The organism is Gimibacter soli (assembly GCF_028463845.1).
GTDB lineage: Bacteria > Pseudomonadota > Alphaproteobacteria > Sphingomonadales > Kordiimonadaceae > Gimibacter > Gimibacter soli.
Genome location: NZ_CP116805.1, coordinates 192,670 through 204,792 on the forward strand (window position 1 = coordinate 192,670; position 12,123 = coordinate 204,792).

Here is a 12,123-nt window from a genome sequence, read left to right on the forward strand (position 1 = left end):
CCGCATGAGCGCCTTTCGCACATATCTGCTGCCGGGGCTGATGTTCCAGTCCGTCGTCATCGGCGGCGGCTATGCCACGGGGCGCGAGCTTGTGGAGTTCTTCTTCGCAAGCGGGCCCATGGGCGGGCTTTTTGGCCTTCTTGTTGCCGGGCTCTGCTTCGGGATCGTGCTGGCAGCGGGTTTCGAGTTTGCACGCGTCACCGGCGCCTATGACTACCGGCATTTCTGCCGCGAGCTTCTGGGGCGTGGCTGGGTCGTGTTCGAGATTGCCTTCATGGCGCTTCTCCTCCTGATCATGTCGGTGATCGCGTCCGCCGCCGGGGAGCTGGTCTCCCTCAGCTTCGGCCTGCCGCCGCTTGCGGGCACCATTGCCCTGATGGCGCTCATTGCCCTTCTGACCTTCTATGGCACCGAGACGATCAAGCGCGTCCTCGCCTTCTGGTCCTTCGTGCTTTACGCCGTTTACATCCTCCTTTTTATCTTCGCCTTCACCCATTTCGGCGACACCATCGCCGGGGTTTACGAAAGCGCGGATGCTGGTGAGGGCTGGCTCAAAGGTGGCATCCTTTACGCGGGCTATAACCTCGCCGTTCTGCCCGCCGTGCTGTTTGCCGTGAAGGGGCAGACAAGCCGCAAAGAGACCGTCACTTCCGGCCTGCTCGCCGGTGCTATTGCCGTGATCCCGGCGGTTCTATTCTTCATCGCCATGATGGCGCTTTACCCGGCCATCGGGGACGAGCCCGTGCCCGCTGCCGCCCTGATGGCCGCGCTTGACGTGCCCGGCTTCGGCCTCCTCTTTCAGATCGTTGTTTTCGGCACCTTTGTCGAAACCGGCACCGCCCTTCTCCATGCCGTCAACGAACGGCTGGACAGCAATTTTACCGAAGCCGGAAAAAGCCTGCCCCGGCAGGCCCGGCCGCTTGTCGCTGTCGTCGTGATTGCCGCCGCCATCCTTGCCGGCACCTCCTTTGGCATCATCGACCTGATCGCGCGCGGCTACGGCTTCCTCACCCTCGTTTTCATCGGCGTCCTCGTCCTGCCGCTCCTCACCAAAGGGGTATGGCGGGCGTTCCGGGCACCGACCACCTGAAGGAAAAGAAAAGTGAAAACTGTCGAACTCAAAGCCCCCTATCTTATCTTCACCGGCAGCGAATCGCGCCCGACCTACGCCAAAACCGGCGCCGGCCTTGTTGAGTGGCGGCGCGAGCTGTGCCTTGGCCATCTGCGCCTGTCCGGCAGCACGCTGGACCTCGGCCTGCCCGACATGACGGTGGCTGAAGCCAAGGCTGCCGGTATCCGCTCGCTCGTGATCGGCACCGCGCTCGTCGGCGGGCGCATCCCTGATGACTGGCTCGATATCCTCGAAGAAGCTGTTCTTCTCGGCCTTGATATCGTCGCCGGCGTCCATTCGCGGCTCGCCGATATCGAACGGCTGGCGAAAGCCGCTGCCAAGTCGGGTGCGTCCCTCATCGACGTACGCGTCCCGCCCGCCGTCCTGCCCGTCGGCACGGGCAAGAAGCGCAGCGGCAAGCGCCTCCTCACCGTCGGCACCGATTGCGCCGTCGGTAAGAAATACACCGCCCTGCAGCTTGAAAAAGACATGCGGCGCGCCGGCCTGAAGGCCGATTTCCGCGCCTCGGGGCAAACCGGCATCATGATCGCCGGCCAGGGCCTGCCGATCGACGCCGTAATTTCCGATTTCGTGTCGGGCGCTGCCGAGCTTCTGTCGCCCGACAATGACGCCGACCACTGGGACGTGATCGAAGGCCAGGGCGGCATCTTCCACCCCGGCTATTCGGCGGTCACCATGGGGCTGCTCGTTGGCTCGCAGCCCGATGCCTTCGTCGTCTGTCACGAGGCGGGCCGCACCCATATCGAGGGCTGGGAAGATTTCCCCCTGCCCACCATCGAAGCGGTGATCGAACGCACCATCCTGATCGGCCAGCTGACGAACCCGAACATCACCTGCGTGGGGGTCAGCGTGAATACGTCCTCGCTGTCGGCGGACGAGCGCGGCAAATATCTCGCCGACCTTTCGGACCGGCTCGGCCTGCCGTGTGTGGACGCCCTCAAGACCGGCACCGATGCCATTGTCGCCCGTCTCGGCAAACTGAAAGTCGCGTAAGATGCATGATGCGCCCCTGGGCCCCTTGAAGGTCGAGATCACGAAGGTCTCCTTCCCGCTGAAGAAGCCTTTCACGATCACCGGCCACACCTTCACCGAAACCGATGCCGTGCATGTGACGCTGACAGCCGACGGCGTTTCGGGTCGCGGGGAAGGCAACGGCGTCTATTATCTGGACGACACGGTCGACACGATGATGAAACAGCTGGAGGAGGTCGCACCGCTGGTCGAGCGCGGCCTCAGCCATGAAAGCCTCCTTGATATCCTGCCCGCCGGCGGGGCACGCAACGCGCTCGATTGCGCCTACTGGGACCTTGCTGCAAAGGAGACCGGTGTGCGTGTCTGGGAACGGCTGAGCATCCCGTTCAAAACCCGCCAGACCTTCTTCACCATCGGTATCGGCAGTGCGGACGAGATGGCACGAAACGCCGATGCCGCCGGTCGCTACCCCAACATCAAGATCAAGCTTGATGCCGATGATCCCGTCGGCAAGCTCGCCGCCATCCGCCGGGCGCGGCCGGATGCCCGCCTCATCATCGATGTGAACCAGGGCTGGACCTTTGACGAGCTGCAGGAATATGCGCCCGCCTGCGCGCATCTCGGCATCGCGATGATCGAGCAGCCCCTGCCGCGCGGCGGTGACGAGGCACTCGAGGGCTACCGCTCGCCCGTGCCGCTGGGCGCCGATGAAAGCTGCCTTGACGCCAGCGAATATGCAGCGGCGGCCCGGCGCTACGATGTCATCAATATCAAGCTTGATAAATGCGGCGGGCTTTCGGCGGGGCTGACGCTCGCCGGCCTTGCGCGCCGTGATGGCAAACAGCTGATGGTCGGCAACATGACGGGTTCGTCCCTGTCGATGGCGCCGTCCTATGTGATCGCCCAGTTCTGCGACTTTGTGGATATCGACGGACCGCTCCTGTTGGCAGCGGACGTTGACGCCGCCCTGGCCTACGGCCCTGACGGCACAGTGGAGGTGCCCCCGGCTGAACTTTGGGGGTGAATGATAAACAGGGACGGGGCGACGACCCCGGGGAAGAAGTGAGGAAACCGATGAAACAGAGGATACGCACCCTATTCGCGGCGTTCGGCATGGCGGCTGCCCTGCCCGGCGCTGTCATGGCACAGGAGCCAGTCGCGGAAGCTGCACCGGCGGTGGAAGCGCCCGCCGCGGCTGAACCCTATCCGGGGCTTGCCACCTTCGTCGATGGCATGCTGGCAACCCAGCTCGCCACCATGGAAATTTCGGCAGCGACCATTTCGGTCGTCAAGGACGGCGAGGTGATCTTCGCCCGCGCCTATGGCATGCAGGATATCGAGGCAGACGTGCCGGCCACCGCCGAGCTGTCAACGTTCCGCATCGGCTCCACCTCCAAGCTCTTCACCTGGACCTCGGTGATGCAGCAGGTGGAAGCGGGCAAACTTGACCTTGATGCCGATGTGAATACCTATCTCACCGGTTTCCAGATTCCGGCAACCTTCCCCGAGCCCATCACCCTGCGCCATATCCTGACGCACACGGCGGGTTTCGAGGACGGCGCGCTTGGCTTCCTCATCGGCTATGACACCGACAACATGCTGTCGCTGCAGGATGCAATGGCGAAGCATATCCCGATGCGCGTCAACAAGCCGGGCGCCTATACGTCCTACTCGAACTATGCAACGGCCCTTGCCGGGCTCATCGTGCAGAATGTTTCGGGCATGCCCTTCAACGACTATGTGCAGACCCACATCCTTGATCCGCTTGGCATGCAGCGCACCACGTTCGACGAACCCCTGCCCGAGCGCCTGAAGGATGGCCGCACCGTTGGCTACAGCCGCGAAATGGGCGCCCTGAAACCCGAACGGTTCGAACTAATCGCCGGCTTTGCGCCCGCAGGCTCGGTCTCCTCGACCGCGACCGACATGGCCCGCTTCATGATGGCGCACCTGCAGGACGGCGAGCTGGATGGCGCCCGCATCCTGAAGCCCGAGACCGCCCGCCAGATGCATTCGGTGATCTTCCAGGGCGACAAGCGCCTTGGCGGCATGGCGCATGGTTTCTATGAGGAATATCTGAACGGCCACCGGCTGATCGGCCACGGCGGCGACACCAACCAATTCCACACCAACATGCTGATCGACAAGGATGAGCAGCTGGGCATCTTCGTATCCTACGCCACGGGCTCGGACACCAAGGGCCGCAACACCTTCGTCGAGACCTTCTACGACCGCTACTATCCGGTGGAACTGGCGAAACTCACGCCGCCCGCCGACTTTGACGAGCGCGCGGCGCGCTATGCCGGCTCCTACAAATTCTGGCGCCACAATGCGAGCACGATCGAAAAGGCCATTTCCGTCCTCATGAATGATGTGGAAGTGGCACCGACGGGCGAAGGCACGCTCTTCCTCGCCGGTCTCTGGGGTCCGCAGCAATATGTGGAGATCGACAAGAACCTGTTCCGTCAGGTTGACGGCCAGCGCCGCATCGCCTTCATCGAGGATGCCAACGGCAATGTGCAGGATCTGTATATCGACGGCCTGCCCTTCATGTCGCTGAGCAAGGCACCGGCCTTTGAATCCAAATTCTTCAAGCAGCTTGTGCCGGGCTTCGCGCTCATCCTGTTCCTGACCGTCTTCACCGGCTGGCTTTACCGCCGCCGCGAATACAAGACGATGCAGCCGGGCGAGCGCGCAGCCATCCGCTTCTCGCTCGCGGTGGCGGGTGCCAACTGGCTCTTTGTCCTTGGCCTCGTGATCGTCATCAGCATCTACAAGGAAACGCTGTTTGAAGGCATCCCGTTCGCCTTCAAGGCCAATCTGGTGCTGCCGATCCTCGCCTCGCTCCTCACCATCGGTGTGATCTATCACGCCGTGCAGGCATGGAAGCAGGGCTATTGGCGCCTTGGCCGCCGCGTCCACTACACGCTCGTGGCGCTCGCGTCCGTCTATATGGTCGTCTTCTATTACTACTGGAACATTCTGGGCTTCCAGTACGCGACCAACTGATGAAGGGATGGCGGCAGGGGCCTAAAGCGCTTCTGCCGCCGCCCAGCCGCTGGCCCATGCCCACTGGAAGTTATAGCCGCCAAGCCAGCCGGTGACATCGACACATTCCCCAATGAAATGGAGGCCGGGCACCGCTTTGGCCTCCATTGTTTTGGAGGAAAGGCCGTCTGTTGCCACGCCGCCCCTGGTGACTTCCGCCTTGGCAAAGCCTTCAGTGCCGGTCGGCGTGATCATCCAGCTTTTGGCAAGCGTGGCGATGCGGGTGGTTTCAGCGAAAGAAAGCCCCCCAAGCGGCTCGTGGCCCGCACGGGTATCGCCCACCAGCGTATCGACGAAGGCGGTGGCGAACCGTTCCGGCCACTGGCGGGCGGCCCATGTTTTCAGCATCTGTTTGGGGTGCGCCTGCCGCTCGGCCTTCAGGGCGCTTTCCACATCCGCCATGTCGGGCAACAGGTCGATCTGCACCGCCGCGCCGGGCGACCAGTAGCTTGAAATCTGCAGGATTGCCGGGCCGGACAGGCCCCGGTGGGTGAACAGCAGATTTTCGCGGAAGGCAGCCTTGCCGATCGAGACCCGACAATCGACCGCGACACCGGCAAGCGGCTTCATGAGCGCGAGGTCACCCGCGGCAAACGTGAAAGGCACAAGGGCCGGTTCGGGCGTCACGATAGGGAGGCCGAACTGGCGGGCGATATCATAGGCCCAGCCGGTAGCGCCAAGCTTGGGGATCGATAGCCCGCCGGTGGCGACCACCAGCTTTTTCGTCGCCACCTGCCCCATCCCGGTTTCGAGAAGAAAGCCGTCTTCCGACTGCGTCACCTTGTTGACGGCCACCCCGGTTCTGATCTCGGCGCCGTTCGCCGCGCACTCGGCAAGCAGGATTTCAAGGATGCGCCCTGCACCCGCGTCCGAAAACAACTGCCCGAGCTTTTTCTCGTGCCAGGTGACGCCGTGTCTGGCCAGAAGGTCCATGAAGTCATGGGGCGTGTAACGCGCAAGGGCAGATTTGGCAAAATGCGGGTTCGCTGAAATATAGGCGGCTGGTCCCGCTTCTTCGTTGGTGAAGTTGCAGCGCCCGCCGCCCGAGATCAGGATCTTGGCGCCGGGTTTGGCGCTGCGCTCAAGGACAATAACCCGCAGGCCGCGCGCCGCTGCCGCTTGCGCGCACATCAGGCCCGCGGCACCTGCACCGACAATGACGGCATCAAAATTTTTTGGCGCAGGGGGCATGACGCGCTCCTTCAAGGACCGGGATGCGGTTTTCTAGCGGCAAAGCCATAGGAATGAAAGGATTGGGTTGAAGAAGGCGGTGCAGACGCTAGTATCCGATTGACCATTGCCGCGAGCTCCCGAGTTTCGGAGAAGCGTCTGTTTGTATTTTATTAAGCTGGATGGTGTACAGGGGCACAAGGGCCCTTTCGGGCCGTGTATAGTTTCCAGCCTAAAGCAGAGGGGGTTGCTGCGCTCATGAGCACGCAAAACGCCAAATCCGACGCCCGTATTTTCAGTATCCGCAACCTGCTGATCGTCAGCACCGCGCTCCTCATGCTTGCCGTGGGTGGACTGACGGTGAACATGATGTTCGAAGCCATGGACAACCGCGCAAGGGCGGAACTTTCCATGGAAGTGAACCGCATGGTCGATGACCTGGCCCAGCTCAAGATGGCCGTGGCCGGCGAACGTACCGCCGCCCTTACCGGCCTCGGCTTCGAAGGCATTCCCCCTGAAAGCTTCCTCAAGAATGTGCAGGCCCAGCGCCGCGCAGTGAACGGTGCCTACGAAACGGCACTTGCCGATATGGAAGTGCTGCCGCCGTTCGATCGCCGCGAAGCCGCCCTCGCCAAGTTCCAGAAAGCCTACAAGGCCTATGCCGACCTTGAAGCACCGCTCGCCGACGAGCTGGGCAAGGTGAAGGAAGCGCGCCAGATGCGCACCCGCACCGTGTTCAACACGCTTGGTGACCTGATCGACGCCGCTGCCGAACTTCGCGGCGCGCTTGAAACTGCCTACAGCATCGACAACAGCCGCATCGTGGCGATGTCTCGCCTGAAGCAACAGCTGTGGTTCATGATCGAATATTCGGCCCGCGAAAGCGCCTCGATCGGCGAAAGCATCGCAGCCGTTGAAAAGATCGGCGATATCCAGCTCCTGCTCGTTTCCAAATATGGCGGCTCGGTTGACGCCGGCTGGCAACAGGTGAAGAGCCTTGCGGGTTCGGGCCAGCTGCCCGAGAGCATCCGCGGCAAGATCGGCTCCATCGAAAAAGGTCTGTTCGAGGACTTCACCCGCGTACGCGACAGCATCTATGCGGCATCCGATACCGCCACGACGCGCACCGAAGTGATGGACGATTTCACCGAAAAGACCATCACCATCATCAATTATCCGATGTCTGCCGAGGAATGGGTGGCTGCCGCCAACAAGGCTTCGGCCCCGGTTCTGGCCATGAGCGCCGAAGCCGACAAGTTCGCGCTTGAACTGAACGAAGAGCTGCTCGGCGATGCCAACACAGCTTTCATCACGTCGCTCCTTATCCTTGTCCTGATTGCAGTACTTGGCGCCGGTTCCTTCTGGGTCGTGCTGCGCCGCGTGGTAAAACCGATCAACGAGCTCTCGAGCACGATGATGGTGCTTGCTGACGGCAATCTTGACGTCGAAGTCCCGAACGCTGACAGCAATGACGAAATGGGCGACATGGCCCGTTCGGTGCAGATCTTCAAGGAAAACGCCGTCGAGCGTCTGCGCCTTGAAGAACACCAGCGCCAGCGCGAGGAAGAAGAGCGTGCCCGCCGCGAGGAAGAGGAACGCAAGGCTCGCGAAGCCGAGGAAGCCCGCCGCGAGCGCGAGGAAGAACAGGCACGCGTCGCCCGCGAGGAACGCCGCCGTTCGATGCTCGAGCTTGCCGACCAGTTCGAGGCGTCGGTCATGGCCGTGGTGGAAGGCGTTTCGCGCTCGTCCGCCGAAATGGAAAGCGCAGCCCGCCGCATGGCCGAAACCGCCGAGGATACCTCGGGCAAATCGGATGTGGTGGCCCGCGCCGCCCAGCAAGCCAGCGCCAACGCCCAGATGGTGGCCTCGGCCGCCGAGGAACTGTCGGCATCGGTGCGTGAAATCACCACCCAGACCAACCAGTCTTCGGCATCGGCCCGCGATGCGGTGAACCGCACCGACAAGGCCTCGACCGATATCGCCCAGCTGGTGGACGCCGCCCAGAAGATTGGCGACGTGGTGAACCTCATCAACGATATCGCCGAGCAGACCAACCTTCTGGCCCTCAACGCGACAATCGAGGCTGCCCGCGCCGGTGACGCCGGCAAGGGCTTCGCCGTTGTGGCAAGCGAGGTGAAGAGCCTCGCGAACCAGACCGCCAACGCAACGAAGGAAATCGGCGATCAGGTTTCCGGCATGCAGCAGGCCACCAAGCTTGCCGTGGACGCCATGAACGCGATCAAGTCGATCATCGGCGAGATCGACAGCACCGCCGTTTCCATCGCTTCGGCCGTGGAAGAGCAGGATGCCTCGACGCAGGAGATCGCGCGGAACGTTGGCGAAGTGTCGACCGGCACCGAGGAAGTGACCTCGAACATCCACGAAGTGAGCGAAGGCGCAACCCAGACCGGGGCAGCCGCCACGCAGGTTCTGTCTGCCGCCCAGCTTCTGTCGCAGCAGTCGATCGAGCTGCGCGAACAGGTGGAAAACTTCCTCTCCACCATTCGCGCCTGACGGCCAGAGACACAACAAACAAAACCGGGCGGCCCCGATATCGGAGCCGCCCGGTTTCTTTTTGCGGGCACCAGTCCCCGAAGGCGTGCTGGCACACAAAAGGAAAGGGGCCCCGAAAGGCCCCTCCTGATCGCTATCCTTCAGTCTTCGCTTACTGCAGGCGCCACGAAAGCGGCAGCACGAAGGTAAGGTTGCTGTCCGGCACATCATCCGGCGGCGGCGGTACCGGGTTCATCCGGTCCAGCATCTGCGGGATCGTTTCATCAAGGATTGCCTGACCGGTTGGCTCGACAATCTCGTAAGTCACGATGGTGCCTGCCCGGTCGATCGTCAGGCGAACCTTCGCCGTGCCTTCCACTTCCTGCTGGATCGCCGAACGCGGATAGATGTGTTTGTCGATGATGTGTTTCACCATCGCCTTGCGCCAGGCGCCCACATCTGCCATCGCGCCGGGTACGCCGACTGTCGTCGCCGCCAGAACACCGGCGACCGCCAGCGCGGACAGGTGTTTCAGTCCGGAGACTTTAAAAAAGCTCATGCCACTCCTCCACATTTCAAGGCCCTTTGCCCCAAGCCTAAGAGAACATCGTAAACAGATAATAAACAGCGCGACAATGCAAGGGGTTCGCAGTGATTTCCTTACATTTCCTGCTTGCGCGGGGCAGCAACTTGACTATAGTGCCGACCGCACCACCGCCCCGCCGCTCGGGGCGACGTGGATCATGATTGGTGCGGAGCGATGGCCGAGCGGTTTAAGGCGCACGCCTGGAAAGCGTGTTGGGGGGCAACTCCCTCGAGGGTTCGAATCCCTCTCGCTCCGCCAGTCATAAAACGAGCCCCCGGAATGGGGGCTTTTTTTATGGCTCAATATCGCCATGACACAGGCCCCGGTCGCTCATGCGGGTGCCGATTTTTGTGCACCCTCCAAAATTCCGAACCAAAGTTGCATGCAGATCGCTTAGTTCGGCGACGAGCCGAGCCCCGGATGCGATGAGCCGGCGTTTCAAAGACTGGCCCAAGTGCTAGACTTTACTCCGCATGGAATGGGGAGGGGTGCGATGTCGTTTGCCGTCAATCGTCGTGAATTGTTCCGCTATGCGCTGTCCGGTGGCGCTTTGCTCGTTGTTGGCAAAATCCCTCTCACGCGGGCTGCCCTTGCAGCCGATGCGGCTGAAAGCATCACCCCCATGGTGGAGATTGCACCGGATGGCGCAATCCGCTTCTTCTGTCCAAGCCCGGAAATGGGCCAGGGCGTGATGACATCGGTTCCGATGATCTTTGCCGAAGAAATGGATGCCGATTTTGCGCGGATGACGGTCGAGACAATGCCGCTCTGGCTCGCCAAAGATGCCGAAGGCACGGTCAACTGGCGGGTCGTTCCCCAGTTTTCAGGTGGATCAACCGGCATCCCCCGCGCCTGGACCGACGTGCGACGGCTGGGTGCCGCCACCCGGGCTTTGTTTCTGGAAGCTGCAGCAAAACGCTGGGGTGTCGCCGCCACTATGTTGAAAACAGAACAATCCGTGGTCCGCAATCCGGCAACGGGCGACCAGCTTGGCTACGGCGACCTCGTCGCAGACGCCAACCGGATTGTGCTGCCCGCCGATTTCGAGCCCTCGTTCAAGCCTCGCAGCGAATGGCGCCTGCTTGGCAGGCCACAGCGCGACAAAGGGCTTCCTGATATCGTTACGGGCCGAACGGTCTATGGGCTCGACGCCACCTATCCCGGTGTCAAGACAGTGCTGATCGCCCGCTCACCCTGGCTTGACGGTGAAGTCCGCGCTGTGGACGACACCGCAGCAAGGGCGGTGCCGGGGGTGCTTGATATTGTGGTGTTGCCGCGCCCGGATCTTGACAAGGATTATACCTATCTCGCTGCCGGCGTTGCCGTTGTGGCGGAAACTTTCTGGGCAGCGAAAAAGGGCCGCGACGCGCTGGTGATCGATTGGGACAAAGGACCCCATACCGATGAAAGCACACGCGGGTTTGACGCGCAGTGTATCCGCCTTCTGGACGGCGAACAGGGGCAGATCGTTCGCGACGACGGCGATGTGGACGCTGCTTTGAACGCGCCCGGCGCACGGCTTTTCCGTCAGCGGTATCGCCAGCCGTTCGTGTCGCATGCCCAGCTTGAGGTTCAAAACGCCATTGCCCACGTGAAGGCAGACAGCACCATTGTTATCGGCCCCTTCCAGAGCCCGTCCGGCGCATCGCGCTTTGCCGCAGCCTTCACCGGCCACGACCGCCTGAAGATTGAGGTGATTGTCACCCGGCTCGGGGGCGGCTTCGGACGGCGGCTAACGTCAGACCATGCTGCGGAAGCTGTCTTCGTATCCAAAGCCTGCGGAATGCCGGTGAAGATTATCTGGACCCGCGAAGACGACATGGCCCACGATCATTACCGCCCGGCCGGCCATCATGAACTGGTCGCAACCGTCGATGCAGATGGCAGACTGACCAGCTGGCAGCACCGACTGGCAAGCGCCTCGAAATATGGTCGCCGTGACAACGTGACTGCCGATCAGAAATGGACGTCAGAACTTTTCCCCGACGACTTCCCTGCCGGGCTGGCCGATAATCTGAGGCTCGAATATTTCGCGGCGGCCTCCGGCATGCCACGCGGCAGCTGGCGCGCCCCGGGGCATGTTGCCAACGCTTTCGCAGTGCAAAGCTTCCTTGATGAAATTGCCGCCGAACTTGGCGAAGACCCGCTCGCATTGCGACTGCGGCTGCTCGGAGAGCCGCGCGAGCTGCCCTATGAAGGTCATGGCGGCCCGGTCTTCGATACGGGCCGGCTGGCATCAGTGCTGAAGGCAGTCGCCCGTCTTGGCAACTGGGGACGCCCGATGCCACAGGGTCAGGCACAGGGTATCGCCGCACATTTCACCTTTGGCGGTTACTGCGCCCAGATTGCCGAGGTGACCCGGCGGACGGACGGATCGTTCCGGGTCGACAAGGTCTATGCTGCCGTCGATGTGGGAACCGTCATCAACCCGGAAGGGGTGCGCAAACAGGCGGAAGGCTCAATCATCGATGGCCTTTCGGCGGCGATGGGGCAGGCGGTTCTTGTGGAAGGCGGCCGGGTCGAAACGCTCAATTTCGATACCTATCCGCTCCTGCGCATGGAAGAAGCCCCGCGCGAAATTGTCGTTGAAATCATCAATAGCGAGAAAGACCCTTCCGGCATGGGTGAGATCGCCATTCCGGTTACAGCACCCGCCGTGGCCAATGCACTGGCCCGGGCCGGCGGGCCGCGTGTCCGCAGCCTGCCTTTCAGGGCCTGAGCG

At 62.2% G+C, this 12,123-nt stretch carries 8 protein-coding genes and 1 tRNA gene; 7 read left to right on the plus strand and 2 right to left on the minus strand.

Going from position 1 to position 12,123, the window contains the following annotated elements; genetic code table 11:
• Window positions 1–4 precede the first annotated feature (4 nt).
• The 4 genes from PH603_RS00905 to PH603_RS00920 are packed head-to-tail and all read left to right on the plus strand — an operon-like array spanning window position 5 to window position 5,113.
• On the plus strand, window positions 5–1,090 hold the full coding sequence (locus PH603_RS00905; RefSeq protein WP_289504034.1) for a YkvI family membrane protein: 1,086 nt from the start codon (window positions 5–7) through the stop codon (window positions 1,088–1,090).
• A gap of 12 nt (window positions 1,091–1,102) precedes the next feature.
• Window positions 1,103–2,125, plus strand: coding sequence for an N-acetyltransferase DgcN family protein (locus tag PH603_RS00910; protein ID WP_289504035.1), 1,023 nt, complete (start codon window positions 1,103–1,105; stop codon window positions 2,123–2,125).
• Window position 2,126: 1 nt separating this feature from the next.
• A complete protein-coding gene (locus PH603_RS00915) occupies window positions 2,127–3,128 on the plus strand; it encodes a dipeptide epimerase (RefSeq protein WP_289504036.1) in 1,002 nt (333 codons plus the stop codon).
• A gap of 50 nt (window positions 3,129–3,178) precedes the next feature.
• Window positions 3,179–5,113, plus strand: coding sequence for a serine hydrolase domain-containing protein (locus PH603_RS00920; RefSeq protein WP_289504037.1), 1,935 nt, complete (start codon window positions 3,179–3,181; stop codon window positions 5,111–5,113).
• A gap of 21 nt (window positions 5,114–5,134) precedes the next feature.
• Here the strand turns inward: PH603_RS00920 and PH603_RS00925 are convergent, their stop codons facing one another.
• Entirely contained in the window at window positions 5,135–6,343 is a 1,209-nt protein-coding gene (locus tag PH603_RS00925; protein WP_289504038.1) for a BaiN/RdsA family NAD(P)/FAD-dependent oxidoreductase, read from the minus strand.
• 237 nt (window positions 6,344–6,580) lie between these two features.
• Between PH603_RS00925 and PH603_RS00930 the strand changes: the two genes are divergently transcribed.
• Entirely contained in the window at window positions 6,581–8,836 is a 2,256-nt protein-coding gene (locus tag PH603_RS00930; RefSeq protein WP_289504039.1) for a methyl-accepting chemotaxis protein, read from the plus strand.
• Window positions 8,837–8,987: 151 nt separating this feature from the next.
• Here the strand turns inward: PH603_RS00930 and PH603_RS00935 are convergent, their stop codons facing one another.
• Window positions 8,988–9,374, minus strand: coding sequence for a TonB family protein (locus PH603_RS00935; protein WP_289504040.1), 387 nt, complete (start codon window positions 9,372–9,374; stop codon window positions 8,988–8,990).
• Window positions 9,375–9,569: 195 nt separating this feature from the next.
• On the opposite strand from PH603_RS00935, the gene PH603_RS00940 reads away from it, so the two are divergent.
• Both PH603_RS00940 and PH603_RS00945 read left to right on the plus strand, forming a co-directional pair.
• Window positions 9,570–9,659, plus strand: a tRNA-Ser gene (locus tag PH603_RS00940).
• A gap of 235 nt (window positions 9,660–9,894) precedes the next feature.
• Window positions 9,895–12,120, plus strand: coding sequence for a xanthine dehydrogenase family protein molybdopterin-binding subunit (locus PH603_RS00945; RefSeq protein WP_289504041.1), 2,226 nt, complete (start codon window positions 9,895–9,897; stop codon window positions 12,118–12,120).
• The last annotated feature ends 3 nt before the right edge of the window (window positions 12,121–12,123 follow it).

What these genes read in the sequence shown, in the direction of transcription:
- PH603_RS00945 (WP_289504041.1), top strand. Translation starts at nt 9,895, where the DNA reads ATGTCGTTTGCCGTCAATCGTCGTGAATTGTTCCGCTATGCGCTGTCC.
- PH603_RS00905 (WP_289504034.1), top strand. Translation starts at nt 5, where the DNA reads ATGAGCGCCTTTCGCACATATCTGCTGCCGGGGCTGATGTTCCAGTCC.
- PH603_RS00920 (WP_289504037.1), top strand. Translation starts at nt 3,179, where the DNA reads ATGAAACAGAGGATACGCACCCTATTCGCGGCGTTCGGCATGGCGGCT.
- PH603_RS00925 (WP_289504038.1), bottom strand. Translation starts at nt 6,343, where the DNA reads ATGCCCCCTGCGCCAAAAAATTTTGATGCCGTCATTGTCGGTGCAGGT.
- PH603_RS00915 (WP_289504036.1), top strand. Translation starts at nt 2,127, where the DNA reads ATGCATGATGCGCCCCTGGGCCCCTTGAAGGTCGAGATCACGAAGGTC.
- PH603_RS00935 (WP_289504040.1), bottom strand. Translation starts at nt 9,374, where the DNA reads ATGAGCTTTTTTAAAGTCTCCGGACTGAAACACCTGTCCGCGCTGGCG.
- PH603_RS00930 (WP_289504039.1), top strand. Translation starts at nt 6,581, where the DNA reads ATGAGCACGCAAAACGCCAAATCCGACGCCCGTATTTTCAGTATCCGC.